Here is an 18,963-nt window from a genome sequence, read left to right as displayed (position 1 = left end):
TCATTGCAGGATGCTGGCCGGCACGTAGGAAACCAGCCCCAGCACGGCAAACGCGACCAGATAGAAGGGCACCAGTTCGCGCACGGTCTGGCCCACCTTCACCTTGGCCAGCGCGCTGGTGATGAATAGCGTCGTGCCCACCGGTGGCGTGTACAGGCCGATCGCCAGGTTCACGACCATCATCACGCCGAGCTGGGTCATGTCCATGCCGATGCTTTGGGCCAGCGGGACGAAGACCGGCGCCAGCAGCAGCACGGCGGCGGGCAGGTCGATGAACATGCCGAGGAACAGCATCATCAGGTTCATCAACAGGATGACGAGCCATTTGGCATGCACGTTCTCCTGCACCCAATGCGCAATTCCCTGCGGCGTCTGGTCGAAGGTCAGCAGCCAGCCGATGGCCGACGACGCCATGATCACCAGCAGCACCACGCCGGTCGCCAGCCCGGCATGGACGACGGCGGCGTTGAGCCGCTGCCAGCTCAGGTCGCGATAGATCACCGCGGAAACCAGGCCGGCATACAGCGTGGACAGGACCGCGACCTCGGTCGGCGTGGCGATGCCAAAGCGCAGGAAGACGATGATCAGCAGCGGCAGGATCACGGCAGGCATCGCGAAGAACAGATGGCGCCGAAACGCCGCGCCATCGAAGGGCGCCGTGTCGCGCGGGAAGTTGCGCCGCCGCCCCACCCACCAGCAAGCCGCCATGAATCCGCCGCACAGCAGCAGGCCCGGCAGTACGCCCGCGACGAAGAGCGACGCGATGGAGGCGTTGGCCGTCAGGGCAAACAGGATCAAGGGAATCGACGGCGGAATCAGGATGTCGATCGTGGCGGCGGCGGACAACGTGGCCGCCGAAAACGCGGCCGGGTAGCCCAGCCGCTTGTGCCACGGGATCATCAGCGAACCGATGGCCGAGGCGTCGGCCACCGCCGAGCCCGACACCCCGCCGAACAGCGTGGACGACAGCACGCCGACCTGCGCGGGTCCGCCGTGATAACGGCCGATCATCGCCGACAGCACGCCCACCAGCGCCTCGCCAAGCTTGCCGCCCATCATGAGCGAGCCGGTCAGCATGAAGAACGGAATGGCGATCAGGGGAAAGCTCTGCACCTGCGCGACCATCTGCTGGACCACCACATCCAGCGGCACGCGGTCCGTGCTGGCCACTGCCGCCATGGCGGCGACGAGCAGCGCGTGGGCAATGGGCATGGCCGCGACCGCGGCGCCCATGAAGACGATAAGTATCACTGCACTCATGGCTATCCTCCGTCCTCACCAGTGCGCGGCGCGCGCCGGCGGCTCGCCCTCTGACTGGGCCGCGGTTTCGAGACAATGCCAGCTGTGCCACGCCGACTGCAGCGCCAGCACGGCGAGCAACATCATTGCGCCCATCACGCAGGCATAGGTCAGCGAGCCGGGCATCTGCAGGATGGGGGACTTTTCGTCGTGGACGATTTCCAGCATGTTGAAGGTCGCCCAGGACAAGGTGGCGTACAGCGCGGCCACCACGCTCCAGACCCCGGTGGCCACCAGGCGGCGGACGGGGGCCGGCACGGCGTCCATCATGAACGTGGTGGCGATGTGCGCGTGATGCAGCGCCGCGAGCACCACGCCCGACATGACGAGCCACGGAAAGAGCAGCTCGGGTATTTCGTTGGCCCATTTCAGGCTTGAACCGGTTGCGTAGCGCAGGCCGGTGTTGACGACGAGGATCACGAAGATCACCGTGGTGGACAGCCAGAGCACCACGCGGCATAGGCCGTCGATGATCCTGCCGACCCGTCCGTGTCGATCGGTATGCATGTTGTCTCCTGCCTTGTGCACGGTCCGCCCCTGACCGCCGCGGCGGTCAGGGGCGGACCCGGGACATGTCAGTTGGCGCGCGCCGCGGCCAAAACCTTTTTGACGTAGGGACCGATGGGGCCGGCCAGCCATTTCTCGTCCACGGACGCGGTCGCTTTTGCGAACGTCGCGGTATCGGGCGTCGTGACCTGCACACCCTTGGCCTTCAGCTCGGCCAGCAGCCTGTCGTCCGCGTCCTTGCTCAGCTTGCGCTGGAGCGCCGACGCTTCGTCCGCCGCCTCCTGCACGGCCTTGCGGTCGGCTTCGCTCAGGCGGTCCCAGGTGCGCTTGCTCATCAGGAACGGCGTCATCTGGAACTGGTGATTGGTCATCGCCAGGTGCTTCTGCACTTCGTAGAGCTTGCTCGCCTCGAAGTTCATGAGCGGGTTTTCCTGGCCGTCCACCACGCCTTGCTGCAACGCCACGTAGAGCTCGGCGAACTTGATCTGCTGCGCCTGGGCGCCAAGGGCGTTCATGATGTCGACCAGGGTGGCGTCGGGCGGCACGCGCATCTTCAGGCCTTTCATGTCCTCGACCTTGTTGATGGGGTGCTTGCTGTTGGTCATCTGGCGGATGCCGTTGTCCCAGGTTCCCAGCAGGATCAGGTTCTTGGCGGCCGATTTTTCGGCCAGCTCCTTGCCCAGCGGGCCGTCCAGCAGCTTGAAGGCCGCGCCGGCATCCCGGAACAGGAAGGGCATGCCGAACGCGGCGTACTCCGGCACCGCGGCCGCGACGGCGCCCTGCGAGTTGGCGCTCAGGTCCAGGGCGCCAGTGCGCAGCGCGGTCACCATCGCGGCGTCGTCGCCGAGCTGGGCGGACGGCGCGACCTGGACCTCGATGCGCCCGCCGGTCTTGGCCTTGAGCACCTCGGCGAATTTCACCGACGCTTCGTGGCGGGGATTGCCCACCGCCGCGCCGTGCCCCAGGGTCAGCTTGATGTTCTGCGCCTGCGCCACGACGGGCAGCAGGGCGGCGGCGGCGAGTGCCAGGCCCGCGCGAAGCAATGTCTTGCTTTTCATGATTTGTCTCCTTGGATTTTTTTATGGGTGCTGCGATCGGTAAATCGGGGACTCGGTGAATCAGTGAATCAGCATGCCGCCGTTGACGTCGAGCGTGATGCCCGTGCAGTACGCCGACAGGTCGCTGGACAGGAACACGCATGCGCCCGCGACGTCGTCGGCCTTGCCCAGCCGCGCCAACGGGATGGTGGCCTCGATGTCGGCCTTGCGCTCGGCCGACAGCTTGCCCTGCGTGATGTCGGTTTCGATCAGGCCGGGCGTGATGCAGTTGACCCGGATGCCGTCCCCGCCGAACTCGCGCGCCATGGCGCGCGCCAGGCCCAGCACGCCCGCCTTGGCGGCCGAATAGTGCGGCCCGCCGAAAATGCCGCCGCCGCGCTGCGCGGACACCGAAGAAATGCAGACGATGGACCCGGAACGTTGCGCCTGCATGGCGGGCAGCACCGCCTGCGACAGGTAGAGCGTGCCGCGCAGGCTGACGTCCAGGATGCGGTCATAGTCCGCGCCCGTGATTTCCAGTGTCTTGACCGGTTGCGTGATCCCGGCGTTATTCACCAGGATGTCGATCTTGCCGTAAGTCTTGAGGGCCTGTTCGACGGCCGCGAGGCACGCGGCCTTGTCGGTCACGTCCGCGACCAGGCCCAGATGGCCGTCGCCCAGCCTGGCGGCCGCGGCCGCCGGCTCCGCGCGTTCCAGGTCCAGGATCACGACGCGGGCGCCGTGCGCGGCCATGTGGCGCGCGGTGGCGAATCCCAGTCCGTTGATCCCTGCGCCGCCTGAAATCACGGCGACCTTGTCCTTGAGCAGCATTTGTCGTCCTCCTGTCGTTGTATGGGTCAGCGAGGACAATTCTGGACGCGGCCTAGCATTAAGACAAACGATGTGTCATCAGTCTAAGATGACGAATCTTCATCTGAAGTCAGGGTCTACCCCCATGCCTGCTCTGCCGCCCATCGTCAATCTGCTGGCGTTCGAAGCTGTGGCGCGCAGGCGCAGTTTTGCCATCGCCGCCACGGAGCTGCACCTGACCGCGTCAGCCGTCAGCCATCAGATTTCCCGGCTGGAAGCCGACCTGGGCGTGCGCCTGTTCGAACGCAGCGCGCACGGCGTGCGCCTGAGCAGCGCGGGCGAACAGTACCTGGCGCGCATCGGCGGGGCGCTGGCGGCCATTTCTTCGGCGACCGAAGATCTGCGCCAGGGCGTCAGCAACAGCCTGTATGTGCATTCGGCGCCCAGCATCGCCAGCCTGTGGCTGATGCCCAGGCTCCGACGGTTTGCCGAGGCGCATCCGCACGTGGCGCTGAATTTGTCGGCGGCGCATTCGCACAGCGATTTCGCGCTGGGCCAGTCTGACATCGACATCCGCTACGGGGTGCCGCATTGGGACGATGTGGTGGTGGAGCCGTTGTTTGAAGAGCGCATCCTGCCGCTCGCGAGTGCGGCGTTCATCCGCGAGCACGGCATCAAACGCATCGACCAGTTGCTGGACGTGCCCCTGATCCAGAGCAACGTCAGCGTCATCCAGTGGTCCGACTGGTTCGGGCGTTATTCGGACCGGCGGGCGCCGGACCACTTCACGATCCGGTTCGACCGGGCGCAAATGTCGCTGGATGCCGCGGCCCAGGGGCTGGGCGTGGCGCTGGAAAGCGCCACCATCGCGGGAATGCATCTTGACCAGGGCAGCCTGCAGCCGGTATTCGGCATGGCCAAGGCCATTCTGGTGAAGGCGCACTTCGTCGTGTACCCGGCCCGGCATGCCAAGCGCCCGTCGGTGGAGGCCTTTCTGGCCTGGATCCACGCCGAGGCGTCCGGCACCGGCGGGCAGCGCTGAAACCCGGCTCGCGGGCCGGGCCCCACGCGCCGCGCTACGGCTGGATGTCGTATTCCGCCGTGCCCAGCACGACCGCCGCCATGCCGGGCGCCTGGGTCAGCTTGTGCAGGGCGTAGCACTGCGCGGTGGCGATCTTGGCGTCATGGAAGGCCGGGTCTTCGGCCCGCAGGTCCAGGCTGACGAGCAGGGCGCGGGCCATCTGCCAGCCGGCGAAGGTGGTGCCCGCCAGCAGCAGGTAGGGCACGGCGGCGCCGAACACCGCGTTGGGATTGCCGGCTGCATTGGCCAGGATGAATTCGACGGCGCTGGCCAGCGCTTCGCGCGCCTCGCGCAGCGGCTTGACCATGCGTTGGGCGGCGGGCTCGCTGCGGGCGGCGAGGTCGGCTTCGGTCTGGCGCACGGCCTCCAGCAGCGCGCGCGCGACCGCGCCGCCGTCGCGCAGGGTCTTGCGGCCGACGAGGTCGTTGGCCTGGATGGCGGTCGTGCCCTCGTAGATGGTGAGGATGCGGGCGTCGCGGTAATACTGCGCGGCGCCGGTCTCCTCGATGAACCCCATGCCGCCATGGACCTGCACGCCCAGGCTGGCGACGTCGATCGACATTTCGGTGCACCAGCCCTTGACGATGGGCACCAGGAATTCCTGGATGGCGAGGTGGCGCTTGCGCGCGTCGGCGTCCGGGCTGGCATGGGCCAGGTCGGCGTGGCCCGCGGTGACGTAGGCCAGCGCGCGGCCGGCTTCGGTCAGGGCGCGCATGGTGCCCAGCATGCGGCGCACGTCCGGATGCTGGATGATGGGCACGGCCTCTCGCGAGGAACCGTCCACCGGACGGCTCTGCACGCGGTCGGCGGCATAGGCCAGCGCATGCTGGTAGGCGCGGTCGGCGATGGCGATGCCCTGCACGCCGACGGCGTAGCGGGCGGCGTTCATCATGATGAACATCGCGTCCAGGCCGCGGTTCTCCTGGCCGACCAGATAGCCGACCGCGCCGCCCGCGTCGCCGAACTGCAGCGTGGCCGTGGGGCTGGCCTTGATGCCCAGCTTGTGTTCGATGGAGACGCACGCGACGTCGTTGCGCGCGCCCAGGGTGCCGTCTTCGTTGACCAGGAACTTGGGCACCAGGAAAAGCGAAATGCCCTTTACGCCCTCCGGCGCGTCGGGCAGCCGGGCCAGGACCAGATGCAGGATGTTCTCGGCGAGGTCATGTTCGCCGTAGGTGATGAAGATCTTGGTGCCCGACAGTCGGTAGGTGCCGTCGCCCATCGGCTGGGCGCGGGTGCGGATCATGGCGAGGTCCGAACCCGCCTGCGGCTCGGTCAGGTTCATGGTGCCGGTCCATTGCCCGGAGATCATCGGGCCGATGAAGCGCTGGCGCAATTCGGGCGAGCCGGCCGTCATCAGGGCCTCGATGGCGCCGTTGGTGAGCAGGGGGCAGAGGGCGAACGACAGGTTCGCGGCGTTCAGCATTTCGGAGCAGGGCGACCCGATCAGGCCGGGCAGTCCCTGGCCGCCGTATTCCACGGGGTGGGTCATGCCCTGCCAGCCGGCGTCGGCGTACTGGCGAAACGCCTGCTTGAAGCCGGGCGCGGTGGTGACCGCGCCGTCGTGCCAGGCGCTGGGCTCGCGGTCCGCGGGGTGGTTCAGCGGCGCCAGCACCTCGGCGGCGAAGTGGGCGGATTCTTCCAGCACGGCTTGCGCGGTGTCGGGCGTGGCTTCCTCGAAGCCGGGCAGGGCGGCCACCTGGGCCAGGCCGGCCAGGTGGTTCATCACGAACAGCATGTCTTTCACGGGGGCTTGGTACGTCATGGCGTAAGCGCTCCTGGATTCAGCGGGTAATTGTTCAGCGAGTGATCGTGGGAAAGGGGCAAGGGCCAGCGGGTCAGTCCGGCTTGCCGGGCTTGGCCACGTCGATCGCCGACGTGGCGCCGACGGCGGCGCGCAGCTCGAATTTCTGGATCTTGCCGGTGGACGTCTTGGGCAATTCGCCAAAGCGCACCGCGCGCGGCACCTTGAAGCCGGGCAGCAGCAGCTTGCAATGCGCGATGATTTCGTCGGCGGTGGCGGTGCAGCCGGGCTTGAGCTCGACGAAGGCGCAGGGCGTCTCGCCCCATTTGGGATCCGGCATGGCCACCACGGCCACCGCCGCCACGGCCGGATGCCGGTACAGCGCGTCCTCGACCTCGATGCTGGAGATGTTCTCGCCGCCCGAGATGATGATGTCCTTGCTGCGGTCCTTGATGCGGACATAGCCGTCGGCCGTCATCACGCCCAGGTCGCCGGTATGGAACCAGCCGCCGGCGAAGGCGTCCTCGGTCGCGCGTTCGTTCTTCAGGTAGCCCTTCATGCAGATGTTGCCGCGGAACATGACCTCGCCGATGGTGGCTTCGTCGGCCGGCACCTCCTGCATGGTTTCCGGATCGCGCACCGATACGCCGGCCTGCAGGTGATAGCGCACGCCCTGGCGCGCGGTCAGCAGCGCGCGGCGTTCGGGGTCGAGCGCGTCCCAGGCGTCCTGGTGGGCGCACACGGCGGCCGGGCCATAGACTTCGGTCAGGCCGTACACGTGGGTCAGCTCAAAGCCGATCTCGCGCATCTTGTCGATGACCGCGGGCGCGGGGGCGGCGCCCGCCACCATGGTGCGCACGGTATGCGCGATGCCCGCGCGCATCTCGGCCGGCGCGTTGGCGAGCGCGCTCTGCACGATGGGCGCGCCGCAATAATGCGTGACGCCTTCGTCGCGGATCAGGTCGAACACCGTCTTGGGGTCGAACTTGCGCAGGCATACGTTCACGCCCGCGCGCGCGGCGACCGTCCACGCGAAGCACCAGCCGTTGCAATGAAAGAGCGGCAGCGTCCACAGGTAGACGGGGTGCTTGGGCATATCCCATTCGAGGATGTTGCTCAGCGCGTTCAGGTAGGCGCCGCGATAGTGGTAGACGACCCCCTTGGGATCGCCCGTGGTGCCGGACGTGTAGTTCAGGGCGATGGCGTCCCATTCGTCGGCGGGCGGCTTCCAGTCGAAGGTAGCCGGGGCGGCCGTCAGGAAGTCCTCGTAGTCGGTGGCGCCGGGCAGGGTGGCGGGGGCGCCGTCCAGGTCGTGGACCGAAATGACCTTGAGATGCGGAAACTCTGCCCGGGCGCGCTGGGCGAGGTCGGCGTATTCGGTGTCGACGATCAGCGCGCGGGCTTCGCCGTGGCCCAGCATGAACAGCACGCTGGGCGTGTCCAGGCGGGTGTTCAGCGTGTTGAGCACGGCGCCCAGCATGGGCACGCCGAAGTGCGCTTCGACCATGGCCGGAATGTTGGGCAGCATGACGGCGACCGTGTCGCCGCGCTGGATGCCGGCCTGCGCCAGCGCGCCGGCCAGGCGCTGCGCGCGCTCGTAGGTCTGGGCCCAGGTGCGGCGGACCTTGCCGTGGACGATGGCCAGCCGGTGGCCGTAGACCTGCGCGGCCCGGGCGATGAAATCCACGGGGGTCAGGGCTTCGTAATTGGCCTCGCGGCGCGCAAGGCCGTGGTCGAACATGCCGGTCATGCTTGGTCTCCAATTGGGGCGCGTACGCCTCTTATGTGTCTGCGGGGAAGTTTGATCCCCGTCGCTTGCCCTAGCTTATGGCCCGCCGGAAAATGGCGTCTGTCGCCTGCGCGACAGACGGCCGGCCGCGCACCCCCCAGTTTTACACGGTTCTTCCCATGTCCGATGTTTCAAACACAGTTTCCTCCGACGAACTGCCGGGGCTCTTTCGCGCCTGCCGTTGGTTCGGCGCGCTGGACGCGGCGCACCAGGACCTGGTGCTGGCGACCTCGCGCGCCGAACACGTGGGCAGCGGGGCGTGGATCGCGCGGCGCAACGCGCCGTCGGACTACTGGCTCGGGGTAAGCAAGGGGCTGCTCAAACTGGCGATCTACAACGAATCGGGCCGCAGCTGCACGTTTTCGGGGGTGCCGCTGGGCGGTTGGTTCGGCGAGGGCAGCGTCATCAAGCGCGAGCTGCGCAAATACGATGTGGTGGCGATCCAGCCGTCGCTGGTGATGCTGGTGCCGGCCGCCACGTTCCATGCGCTGCTGTCGGCAAGCCTGCCCTTTTCGCATTTCGTCATCGGCCAATTGAACGACCGCATGGGCGAGTTCATCGCGTCCATCCAGAACCACCGCCTGCTGGATGCCGACGCGCGCGTGGCGCAGTCGCTGGCGCAATTGTTCAACCCGCAGCTGTATCCCTCCACCGACCTGACCCTGGCGATCTCGCAGGAAGAGCTGGGCTACCTGACCGGCCTGTCGCGCCAGCGGGTCAACCAGGCGCTGCAGACCCTGGCCGACCTGGGCATCCTGGCGCTGGCCTACAACCAGATCCAGGTGCGGGACCTGGCCCGCCTGCGTCAGTACGGGCTGGACCAGATCTGAGCGGCGTCAGGGCGTCCGGCCGTTGATCGCGCGATCCAGCGCGGCGCGCGCCAGGATGCGGGTCGAATCCAGCGTGGGCAGGGCGCAGTTGTTGTCGTTCAGCACCAGCGGCAGTTCGGTGCAGCCCAGCACGACGGCGTCGCAGCCGTCGTCTTTCAGCCGGTCGACGATGCCCTGCAGCCGCGCCACCGACGCCGGCTCGAATACGCCGTAGACCAGCTCGTCCATGATGATGCGGCCGAGCAACTGGCGGTCTTCCTGCGCGGGGCGCGCGTAGTCCAGGCCCCGTTCGCCCAGCTTGCCGGGGTAGACGCCGCTGTCCACCAGCCAGTGCGTGCCCAGGATGCCGATCCGCCGGTAGCCGCGCGCCGACGCCACGGCGGCCACTTCGGCCGCGATGTGCAGCCAGGGCCGCGGCGCGTGCGCCACGATGCGGTCCAGCGCCTGGTGGATGGTGTTGTCCGGGCAGATCAGGAAATCCGCGCCGGCGCGCGCCAGCTTGTCGGCGGATGACAGCATCAGGGCGGCCACGCCGTCCAGGTCGCCTCGGTCCAGGCAGGCCACGTAATCGGCCAGCGAATGCGTGTGCAGCGAAATCTCGGGGTGGGCGTGCGGGCCCATGCGGCGCGCGCCTTCGGCGCACAGGGTGCGGTAGCAGAGCGCGGCGCCCTCCGCGGAGCAGGCGACGATTCCGATGTGCAGCGGCGCGGTGTTCATCCGGGCTATTCCTCGCGTGTGGGGCCGGCGGGTGGGACCAGGGCGTATGGCGGGCAGATGCCACGCCCATTGTAGTGACGGCAAGGGGATGGGGCGCCGGCGCTGCGCGGTGGAATTCACCCCGTGATGGTGATTTATACCTGCCGGCGCAACAGTAAAAAACACCACGCCCTTCACAGTGCATTGATTCCGAACGGTTTTTTTCTGGCACGGATTTCGCATGGGGGCAGGTACCCCAACCAACCGCAACACAGGAGGGCGTTCCCATCATGGGTCCGTATCGGAAATTATGGTTCACGCTGATCGCCGTGGTGGCGATCACCTTTGCACTGCTCGGCTTCTACGGCGGCGAGGTCTACCGGCAGGCGCCGCCCATTCCCGGCCACGTGGTGACGTCCGACGGCCGCGCGCTGTTTGGCCGCGACGACATCCTGGATGGGCAGACCGCCTGGCAATCCGTCGGGGGCATGCAGCTCGGTTCGATCTGGGGCCACGGCGCGTATCAGGCGCCCGACTGGACGGCCGACTGGCTGCATCGCGAGTTGACGGCCTGGCTGGACCTGGCCGCGCGCGACGAGCACGGCCAGGCCTATGCACAGCTTCCCGCGCCGCAGCAGGCCGCGCTGCGTGAAGCGCTCAAGGCCGAGTACCGCGCCAACCGCAGCGACGCCGCGACCGACACGTTGACGATCACGCCGCGCCGCGCAACAGCCATCGAGCAGACCGCGTCCTACTACGACCAGCTGTTCTCCGACGCCCCGGCCCTGCACGGCAGCCGCGAGAGCTTCGCCATGAAGGAAAACACGCTGCCCGACGCCGCGCGCCGCACGCAGCTCACGCGCTTTTTCTACTGGACGGCCTGGGCCGCGTCGACCGAACGCGAAGGCATGCCGGTCACCTACACCAACAACTGGCCGCACGAACCGCTGATCGGCAATCAGCCCAGCGCCGAAAACGTGATGTGGTCCATCATCAGCGTCGTCGTGCTGCTGGCGGGCATCGGCTTCCTGGTCTGGGCCTGGGCCTTCCTGCGCGGGCAGGAAGAAGCGGAGCCGCAAGCGCCCGCGCGCGATCCGCTCACGGCCTTCGCCCTGACGCCCTCGCAGCGCGCCCTGGGCAAGTACCTGTTCCTGGTCGTGGCGCTGTTCGGCTTCCAGGTGCTGCTGGGCGGCTTCACCGCGCACTACACGGTTGAAGGACAGAAGTTCTATGGCATGGACGTGTCCCAGTGGTTCCCGTATTCGCTGGTGCGCACCTGGCACATCCAGAGTGCGCTGTTCTGGATCGCTACCGGGTTCCTGGCCGCCGGCCTGTTCCTGGCCCCGTTGATCAACGGCGGACGCGATCCGAAGTTCCAGAAGGCCGGGGTCGACATCCTGTTCTGGGCGCTGGTGCTGGTCGTGGTCGGCTCGTTCGCCGGCAACTATCTGGCGATCGCGCAGATCATGCCGCCCGAGCTGAACTTCTGGCTGGGCCACCAGGGCTATGAGTACGTGGACCTGGGCCGCCTGTGGCAGATCGGCAAGTTCGCCGGCATCTGCTTCTGGCTGGTGCTGATGCTGCGCGGCATCGTGCCGGCGCTGCGCACGCCCGGCGGCGACAAGAACCTGCTGGCGCTCCTGACGGCTTCCGTCGGCGCGATCGGCCTGTTCTACGGCGCGGGCTTTTTCTACGGCGAACGCACGCACCTGACCATCATGGAGTACTGGCGCTGGTGGATCGTCCACCTGTGGGTCGAAGGCTTCTTCGAAGTGTTCGCCACCACCGCGCTGGCCTTCATCTTCTCGACGCTCGGCCTCGTGTCGCGCCGCATGGCCACCACGGCCAGCCTGGCCTCGGCTTCGCTCTTCATGCTGGGCGGCATTCCCGGCACGTTCCACCACCTGTATTTCGCGGGCACGACCACGCCCGTGATGGCGGTCGGCGCCAGCTTCTCGGCGCTGGAAGTGGTGCCGCTGATCGTGCTGGGCTACGAAGCCTGGGAAAACTGGCGCCTGAAGACCCGCGCCGCCTGGATGGACAACCTGAAGTGGCCGCTGATGTGCTTCGTGGCCGTGGCCTTCTGGAACATGCTGGGCGCGGGCGTCTTCGGCTTCATGATCAACCCGCCGATCTCGCTGTACTACATCCAGGGCCTGAACACCACGCCGGTGCACGCGCACGCCGCGCTGTTCGGGGTGTACGGCTTCCTGGCGCTGGGCTTCACCCTGCTGGTGCTGCGCTACATCCGTCCGCAGTACGCGCTGAACCCCGGGCTGATGAAGCTGGCGTTCTGGGGCATGAACATCGGCCTGGTGCTGATGATCTTCACCAGCCTGTTGCCGGTAGGCCTGATCCAGTTCCATGCCAGCGTCAGCGAAGGCATGTGGTACGCCCGCAGCGAAGCCTTCATGCAGCAGGACCTGCTCAAGACCCTGCGCTGGGGCCGCACGTTCGGCGACGTGGTGTTCCTGCTGGGCGCGCTGGCCATGGTCATGCAGGTGATCCTGGGCCTGTTGAGCAGCAAGCCCGCGCGGGTCGAACCGCGCCTGACGCCCAAGGCGGCGCGCGGCTGATCCGCGCACGTGGGCGACTTTGCGCCAGCACAACGTCGCGGACCCTCGCGGCGGGTCCAATGCAAGCCAAGCCCGCGCCCGACCGGCGCGGGCGCCTCGGAGAACCTCCGCATGCGCTTGCTGCCTCTTGCCGCCATCCTTTGCTTATCGTTGACCGCATGCGGGCCCGCAGACCGGGCCCGTCTTGCCTTGCCGGACCTGACGCGGCTGCCGCCCGGCGTAGCCACCCATCAACCGCCCGGCGAGGCGCTGCGCAACGGCTATCCGGTGTCGCAGGCGCCGGTCACCACGCGCCATGCGCGCGGCGTGGCGATCATGACGCGCCAGGTCAGCCAGGCGGAATACGCGGCGTGCGTGGCCGCCGCCGCGTGCAAGCCCCTGGACGCCGCGCATCGCCAGGGCGCGTCGCCCGACCTGCCGGCCACGGGCATCAGCTGGTCGGACGCTTCCGCCTACGCGGCATGGCTGTCGGGCTCGACGGGCCAGCGCTATCGGCTGCCGCGTTACGCGGAATGGGTCTATGCCGCGGGCGAAGCCTATCGCGAAGAGACGCTGTCCGACCCGCAGAACGGCGGCCAGGACGCTGTCGACCCCGCGCAGCGCTGGCTGGTGGAATACGAACAGCAGAGCCGCCGGGGCGGGGAGGGCGCCGATACGTCGGTGCGTCCGTTCGGCGGCTATGGCGTCAACGCCGCTGGATTGCAGGACATGGCGGGCAGCGTGTGGGAATGGACATCGGACTGCCATTCGCGGCGCGTGCTGGATGCGCCGGCGGACGCGGCGCTCAGCCGAAACTGCGGCATCCGGGTCGCGGCGGGCCGGCATATCGCCTACCTGCCCGACTTCATCCGCGACCCCAAGAGCGGGGCCTGTTCGGTGGGCGTGCCGCCCGCGAACCTGGGGCTGCGGCTGGTGCTGGAGGAGGGGTAGCCGCGCGGCGCGGGCCGTGCGGGCCGCGCGGATCGTACCGGCCGTGCGGGCAACGCAGGCCGCGCTACGGGTGCGCGGCCGCCTCGGCGCGCTGGGCGGCCGGCGGATCGGCCGCCGGCGAACCGTCCCGGCACGACAGACACGACGCGCAGTCCATCGCCGGCTGCGCGTTTTCGGACAGGCGGGCCAGCGCCGCGGGCGAACGCAGCACGATGCGTTTGCGGCCGCTGGCCACGATGCCGCGCTGCTTCCAGTCGCTGAGCAGGCGGCTGACGGTGTGCAGCGTGGTGCCGGTCATCTCGGCCACGTCCTGCCGCGTGATGGGAAAGCCGATGCCGATGCCGTCCTGCATGGGCTGGCCGGACTGCTGCACCAGCCGCAGGATCGCGCGCGCCACGCGCTGTTCGACTTCGTCGGTGGAAAGCTCCTGGATGCGCAGGTGCGCGTCCTGCAGGCGTTGGCCCATGGTCTGGAGCGCGATGGCGCCCAATTGCGGATGGCTGGCGATAAAGCCTTCCCATGCCGACGCCGGCCACGCCAGGCAGACGCTTTCCTGCACGGCCAGCACGGTGGCCGGATAACAGGACTGCCGCATCGCGCACGCCAGCCCGAACATATCGCCCGGATTGACATATCTCACGACAACTTGATCGCCTTCCGATGTAAGTTGAGTGACCTTGAGGCAGCCGTGCAGCAACACGAAGAAGTGGGCGCCGTCGGCGCCTTGCCGGTAGGCGACTTCGCCCGCTTCAAGACGGCAGGGAACGGCGTCCCGGAGCGCGGCATCGAGCTGCGCGTCGGACAAGGGCCTGAAGACATCCAGGTTGCGCAGCAGGGCATGGCATAAAGGCGATGGCATGGCGGTCCGCGTGTGGCCGTGGAGGAATTCCACGGTCCGATGGTGACACCTGGGGGTGGCACTGACAATGCGCGGACGGCCGCAGGGTTATCCCGAATTTGCGCTACGACAAAGAACGCATTGGCCCGCGGTTCTTCAATGGGGCTGCCGACAGACTCGGCGTTGAAGAAACCGAAAGAGGAGTAGCACATGAACGCGTTGCGCCCCACCTTGCTTGCCGCCGCCCTGGTTCTCACGATGGCCGGAGGTCTGGCCCACGCCCAGGATGCCGACACGCTGCCGCGCGCCAAGGTCACGCTGGTTGCCCCGCCGATGGTCCACCCGCATGAGCAGGTGGCCAAGTCCGGCCCCAAGGTCGTCGAATTCACCATGACCATCGAGGAAAAGAAAATGGTCATCGACGGCAAGGGCACCACCCTGCGGGCCATGACCTTCAACGGGTCCATGCCCGGCCCCACCATGGTCGTGCACGAGGGCGATTACGTGGAACTGACCCTGGTCAATCCCAAGTCCAACGCCATGCCGCACAACGTGGACTTCCATGCCGCGACGGGCGCGCTGGGCGGCGCCAAGCTCACCAACGTGAATCCCGGTGAACAGGCCACGATGCGCTTCAAGGCCGACCGCGCCGGCACCTTCGTCTATCACTGTGCGCCGGAAGGCATGGTGCCCTGGCACGTGGTGTCCGGCATGAGCGGCACGATCATGGTGCTGCCGCGCGAGGGCCTGAAAGACCCGCAGGGCAAGCCGCTGCACTACGACCGCGTCTACACGATCGGCGAATTCGATCTGTATATCCCGAAGGACGCCAACGGCAAGTACAAGGACTACGCGACCCTGGCCGAAAGCTATGGCGACACGGTCGAAGTCATGCGCAAGCTGACCCCGTCCCACATCGTCTTCAATGGCAAGGTCGGCGCGCTGACCGGCGACAACGCGCTGACCGCCAAGGTCGGCGAAACCGTGCTGCTGATCCATTCGCAGGCCAACCGCGACACGCGCCCGCACCTGATCGGCGGCCACGGCGACTGGGTCTGGGAAACCGGCAAGTTCAACAACCCGCCGGAAAAGGACCTGGAAACCTGGTTCATCCGGGGCGGATCGGCCGGCGCGGCCCTCTACACGTTCAAGCAGCCGGGCGTGTACGCGTACCTGAACCACAACCTGATCGAAGCCTTCGAGCTGGGCGCGGCCGGGCACATCAAGGTCGAGGGCAAGTGGAATGACGACCTGATGAAGCAGATCAAGGCGCCGGGTCCGATCCCGCGCTGATCGATGCCGGGCAGGGCGCGCGCCGCGCGCCTTGCCGCTTCATTCCCACCCCGTAGACGAGAACCCCAGCCATGCCTCACTTTGCCCGACTCGCATTCGCCCTGGCCCTGGCCAGCCTGCCCGCGCACCAGGCGTCGGCGGACACCCTGGCCGCCGTCAACCCCGCCGGCGAAAAGCTCTACAAATCGGCCTGCGTCGTCTGCCATGCCAGCGGCGTGGCCAACGCGCCCAAGCTGGGCGACAAAGCGGCCTGGACGCCGTTCCTGGCGCAAGGCGCGGATGCGCTCATGGTCACCGTGCTGAAAGGCAAGGGCGCCATGCCGCCCCGGGGCGGCTCGGCCGCCGACGAGGCGACGCTGCGCGCCGCGGTGGAATACATGATGGCCGCGGCGCGGTAGCGTTCCGGTGGCGCCCTGGCTGCGCTAGGCGCGGCGGGCCAGCATGGCCCAGATGCCGGCGGCCGACAGCAGCGCGCCGCCGCCCAGATTGAAGCCGCGCTGCGCGCGCGGCGACGCCAGCATGCGCCGGGCCGAGCCTGCGAACACGGCGTAGGCGGCGGCGTTGATGCCGGCACAGGCGACAAAGGTCGCCGACAGCATCCAAAGCTGCCGCGTCACGTCGCCCGCTGGGTCGATGAATTGCGGCAGGAAAGCCACGAAGAAGATCATGCCCTTGGGGTTCAGCGCGGTGACCAGGTAGGTGTTGGCGAACAGCTTCCAGCGCGATCCCGTGGCCGTCGCCGCGGGCAGCGTGGCCGGCGACACGCCGGCGCGCAGCAGCCGGTAGCCGAGGTACAGCAGATACAGCCCGCCGACGGTCTTGACCACCGTGAACCAGAACGCCGAGGCGGCGAGCAGCGCGCCCAGTCCCAGCAGCGACAGCACCAGGGCGGTCGAATCGCCCAGCGCCACGGCCAGCACCAGCGGCAGGCGGGCGCGCTTGCCGTGGGTGAGCGAATAGCTGATGACGGTGAGGATGGTGGGGCCAGGCAGCATGACGAGCAGCGCCGAGGCGCCCAGGAAGGCCAGCCAGGTTTCGAGAGACATGGGATGCGCTCCGGATGAAGTGCCGGCCTGCGGGGCCGGCTGCGCCCACTGTATCCCAACCGTCGCCGCGTGGAAACCGGGCGGACGGCAGGGCGCGACCGGTGGCGCGTGCGATGGCTGGGATACAGTGGGCGGACGCGATGAGGCGGAGCCGGCGGCCCGGGACGCAGTGGTGTTAAATACAGCTTTCCCGGACAGTGAACGCCGGCCGCCAGGCCGCGCGAAGGAAACGACATGGCATTTGATTTTGATCTGTTTGTGATCGGCGCGGGCTCCGGCGGCGTCCGCGCGGCGCGCTTTTCGGCCAGCTTCGGCGCGCGCGTGGCGGTGGCCGAAAGCCGCTACCTGGGAGGCACGTGCGTGAACGTGGGCTGTGTGCCCAAGAAGCTGCTGGTCTACGGCGCGCACTACAGCGAAGACTTCGAGCAGGCGCACGGCTTCGGCTGGTCCGCCCAGGCGCCGAAATTCGACTGGCCCACGCTGATCGCCAACAAGAACCGCGAGATCGAACGCCTGAACGGCATCTACCGCAACCTGCTGGTCAACAGCGGCGTGACGCTGCTGGAAGGGCACGCTCGCATCGTCGATCCGCACAAGGTCGAAATCAACGGCAAGACCTACAGCGCCGCGCACATCCTGGTGGCGACGGGGGGCTGGCCCCAGGTGCCCGACATCCCGGGCAAGGAACACGCCATTACCTCCAACGAGGCCTTCTTCCTGAAGGACCTGCCGCGCCGCGTGCTGGTGGTGGGCGGGGGCTACATCGCCGTGGAGTTCGCGTCCATTTTCAACGGCATGGGCGCGCAGACCGTGCAGTCCTACCGCGGCCCGCTGTTCCTGCGCGGCTTTGACCTGGGCGTGCGCGAGCACCTGCGCGACGAGCTCACCAAGAAAGGCATCGACCTGCGCATGAACACCGAGGTCGCGCGCATCGACAAGCGCGAGGACGGCACGCTGGCCGCCACCTGCAAGGACGGGGCCGTCATCGAGACCGACTGCGTGTTCTACGCCACGGGCCGCCGCCCCATGCTCGACAACCTGGGGCTGGAAAGCACCGGCGTCAAGCTGCGCGAGGATGGCTTCATCGAGGTCGATGACGAATACCGGACGGCCGAACCGTCCATCCTCGCCATCGGCGACGTCATCGGCCGCGTGCCGCTAACGCCCGTGGCGCTGGCCGAGGGCATGGCCGTGGCGCGCCGCCTGTTCCGTCCGCAGGAATACCGCAAGGTGGACTACAAGCTGATCCCCACCGCGGTGTTCAGCCTGCCCAACATCGGCACGGTCGGCATGACGACCGAAGAGGCGCGCGAAGCCGGCTACGAATTGCAGCTCTTCGAAAGCCGCTTCCGGCCCATGAAGCTGACGCTGACCGAATCGCAGGAACGCACGCTGATGAAGGTGATCGTCGACGCGCAGACCGACCGGGTGCTGGGCGTGCACATGGTCGGTCCGGACGCGGGCGAGATCGTGCAGGGCCTTGCGGTGGCGCTGAAGGCGGGCGCGACCAAGGCGGTGTTTGACGACACCATCGGCATCCATCCGACGGCGGCCGAAGAGTTCGTGACGATGCGCACGCCGGTGGCGCAGTAAGCCTTTACAGCCGCTCGATCAAGGCGCGCGCCGCCGCCGGGGCGCGTTCCTTGGCCCCGTTGATGAAATACGCATAGACGTCCCGCGGCCGCGCCTTGGCGGCCTTCGCGGGCTCGCCGGCGTGCGGCAGGCCGTGCGGGTCCGCGCCGGACGACCACGCGCGTAGCCGGTCGGCCCAGGCGTCCAGCGCCTTGGGCGCATAGCCCGCCTTGAACCGGGCGCTGGCCCGCATCAGCCGCGCGTACACGAAGTCGCCCGTCTGGTCGGCAAGGGTAGGGTAGTCGTCGCTGTCGGTATGGACGGTGGCGGCACGGTGCTTGCGCGCCAGTTCGACGTATTCCTCGCAGGCGAAGCTGGGATGGCGCACGTCCAGCGCATGGCGCAGGGGCAGGCCCTCGATGCTGTCCGGCAGCAATGCCAGGAAGGCGCCGAAGTCCCGCGGGTCGAACGGCTTGGTCGGGGCGAACTGCCAGACGATGGGGCCGAGCTTCGGGCCCAGTTCGGCGATGCCGCTCTTGACGAAGCGGTCGATGGATTCCTTGGCGCCCGCCAGTTCGCGGCGGTTGGTCGCGTAGCGCGAGGCCTTGAGCGTAAACACGAAACCGTCCGGCGTGTCGTCGCGCCACTTGGCGAAGGTGGCGGGTTTCTGGGTGCCGTAGTAGGTGCTATTGATTTCGATGGCGGTCAATTTCCGGCTGGCGTATTCCAGCTCGCGCGCGTGCGGCAGGTCTTCGGGGTAGAAAGCGCCGCGCCACGGCTCGTAGGTCCAGCCGCCTATGCCGACGCGGATCGCGGCGGGGCGGGCTTCTGGGGACGAATGGCGTTTCGGCATGCCGGGGCTCCATCGGGTGAACGACCGGCAAACTGTATCGCCAGCGCGACCCGCCGCCAACC

The 18,963-nt window shown here is 67.9% G+C and carries 17 protein-coding genes; 7 read left to right on the top strand and 10 right to left on the bottom strand.

Annotation, left to right across the window (positions count from 1 at the left end; all coding sequences use genetic code 11):
* From BXA00_RS27690 to BXA00_RS27675, 4 genes are all read right to left on the bottom strand, one after another.
* Positions 1-1,260, bottom strand: coding sequence for a TRAP transporter large permease (locus tag BXA00_RS27690; protein ID WP_076521579.1), 1,260 nt, complete (start codon positions 1,258-1,260; stop codon positions 1-3).
* 15 nt (positions 1,261-1,275) lie between these two features.
* Complete coding sequence (locus BXA00_RS27685; RefSeq protein WP_076521578.1) at positions 1,276-1,806, bottom strand: TRAP transporter small permease; 531 nt, start codon at positions 1,804-1,806, stop codon at positions 1,276-1,278.
* Positions 1,807-1,874: 68 nt separating this feature from the next.
* Positions 1,875-2,864 (bottom strand): TRAP transporter substrate-binding protein, encoded by a 990-nt coding sequence (locus BXA00_RS27680; RefSeq protein WP_076521577.1) that lies wholly within the window; start codon positions 2,862-2,864, stop codon positions 1,875-1,877.
* A 60-nt stretch (positions 2,865-2,924) separates the two neighbouring features.
* A complete protein-coding gene (locus BXA00_RS27675) occupies positions 2,925-3,674 on the bottom strand; it encodes an SDR family NAD(P)-dependent oxidoreductase (RefSeq protein WP_076521576.1) in 750 nt (249 codons plus the stop codon).
* Between the two features lie 124 nt (positions 3,675-3,798).
* Here BXA00_RS27675 and BXA00_RS27670 point away from each other — a divergent pair, with 124 nt between their 5' ends.
* The gene (locus tag BXA00_RS27670; RefSeq protein ID WP_076521575.1) at positions 3,799-4,695 is read left to right on the top strand and encodes a LysR substrate-binding domain-containing protein; all 897 of its coding nucleotides are present in this window, start codon (positions 3,799-3,801) and stop codon (positions 4,693-4,695) included.
* Positions 4,696-4,729: 34 nt separating this feature from the next.
* Here the strand turns inward: BXA00_RS27670 and BXA00_RS27665 are convergent, their stop codons facing one another.
* Positions 4,730-6,499 (bottom strand): acyl-CoA dehydrogenase, encoded by a 1,770-nt coding sequence (locus BXA00_RS27665; RefSeq protein WP_076521574.1) that lies wholly within the window; start codon positions 6,497-6,499, stop codon positions 4,730-4,732.
* 73 nt (positions 6,500-6,572) lie between these two features.
* Complete coding sequence (locus BXA00_RS27660; RefSeq protein WP_076521573.1) at positions 6,573-8,228, bottom strand: acyl-CoA synthetase; 1,656 nt, start codon at positions 8,226-8,228, stop codon at positions 6,573-6,575.
* Between the two features lie 158 nt (positions 8,229-8,386).
* On the opposite strand from BXA00_RS27660, the gene BXA00_RS27655 reads away from it, so the two are divergent.
* The gene (locus BXA00_RS27655) at positions 8,387-9,097 is read left to right on the top strand and encodes a Crp/Fnr family transcriptional regulator (protein ID WP_076522153.1); all 711 of its coding nucleotides are present in this window, start codon (positions 8,387-8,389) and stop codon (positions 9,095-9,097) included.
* A 6-nt stretch (positions 9,098-9,103) separates the two neighbouring features.
* On the opposite strand, the gene BXA00_RS27650 is transcribed toward BXA00_RS27655, so the two are convergent.
* Positions 9,104-9,814: an aspartate/glutamate racemase family protein gene (locus tag BXA00_RS27650; RefSeq protein ID WP_076521572.1), complete on the bottom strand. Its 711-nt coding sequence runs from the start codon at positions 9,812-9,814 to the stop codon at positions 9,104-9,106.
* 269 nt (positions 9,815-10,083) lie between these two features.
* On the opposite strand from BXA00_RS27650, the gene BXA00_RS27645 reads away from it, so the two are divergent.
* Both BXA00_RS27645 and BXA00_RS27640 read left to right on the top strand, forming a co-directional pair.
* A complete protein-coding gene (locus BXA00_RS27645) occupies positions 10,084-12,369 on the top strand; it encodes a nitric-oxide reductase large subunit (RefSeq protein WP_076521571.1) in 2,286 nt (761 codons plus the stop codon).
* Between the two features lie 189 nt (positions 12,370-12,558).
* Complete coding sequence (locus tag BXA00_RS27640) at positions 12,559-13,299, top strand: SUMF1/EgtB/PvdO family nonheme iron enzyme (protein ID WP_231952164.1); 741 nt, start codon at positions 12,559-12,561, stop codon at positions 13,297-13,299.
* A 64-nt stretch (positions 13,300-13,363) separates the two neighbouring features.
* Here the strand turns inward: BXA00_RS27640 and BXA00_RS27635 are convergent, their stop codons facing one another.
* Entirely contained in the window at positions 13,364-14,158 is a 795-nt protein-coding gene (locus BXA00_RS27635; RefSeq protein ID WP_076521569.1) for a Crp/Fnr family transcriptional regulator, read from the bottom strand.
* 189 nt (positions 14,159-14,347) lie between these two features.
* Here BXA00_RS27635 and nirK point away from each other — a divergent pair, with 189 nt between their 5' ends.
* Complete coding sequence (nirK, locus tag BXA00_RS27630) at positions 14,348-15,430, top strand: copper-containing nitrite reductase (RefSeq protein ID WP_076521568.1); 1,083 nt, start codon at positions 14,348-14,350, stop codon at positions 15,428-15,430.
* A 71-nt stretch (positions 15,431-15,501) separates the two neighbouring features.
* Positions 15,502-15,828: a cytochrome c5 family protein gene (locus tag BXA00_RS27625; RefSeq protein ID WP_076521567.1), complete on the top strand. Its 327-nt coding sequence runs from the start codon at positions 15,502-15,504 to the stop codon at positions 15,826-15,828.
* Between the two features lie 24 nt (positions 15,829-15,852).
* Here the strand turns inward: BXA00_RS27625 and BXA00_RS27620 are convergent, their stop codons facing one another.
* On the bottom strand, positions 15,853-16,476 hold the full coding sequence (locus BXA00_RS27620) for a LysE family translocator (RefSeq protein WP_076521566.1): 624 nt from the start codon (positions 16,474-16,476) through the stop codon (positions 15,853-15,855).
* A gap of 234 nt (positions 16,477-16,710) precedes the next feature.
* Between BXA00_RS27620 and gorA the strand changes: the two genes are divergently transcribed.
* Entirely contained in the window at positions 16,711-18,069 is a 1,359-nt protein-coding gene (gene gorA / locus BXA00_RS27615) for a glutathione-disulfide reductase (protein WP_076521565.1), read from the top strand.
* Positions 18,070-18,073: 4 nt separating this feature from the next.
* Here the strand turns inward: gorA and BXA00_RS27610 are convergent, their stop codons facing one another.
* Positions 18,074-18,901, bottom strand: coding sequence for a DUF72 domain-containing protein (locus BXA00_RS27610; protein WP_076521564.1), 828 nt, complete (start codon positions 18,899-18,901; stop codon positions 18,074-18,076).
* Positions 18,902-18,963: the final 62 nt, after the last annotated feature.

It is taken from the genome of Achromobacter sp. MFA1 R4 (assembly GCF_900156745.1).
Classification (GTDB): Bacteria; Pseudomonadota; Gammaproteobacteria; order Burkholderiales; family Burkholderiaceae_B; genus Achromobacter.
Note: the sequence above shows the minus strand (reverse complement) of the source record. Positions and strands in the feature narration are given on the sequence as shown.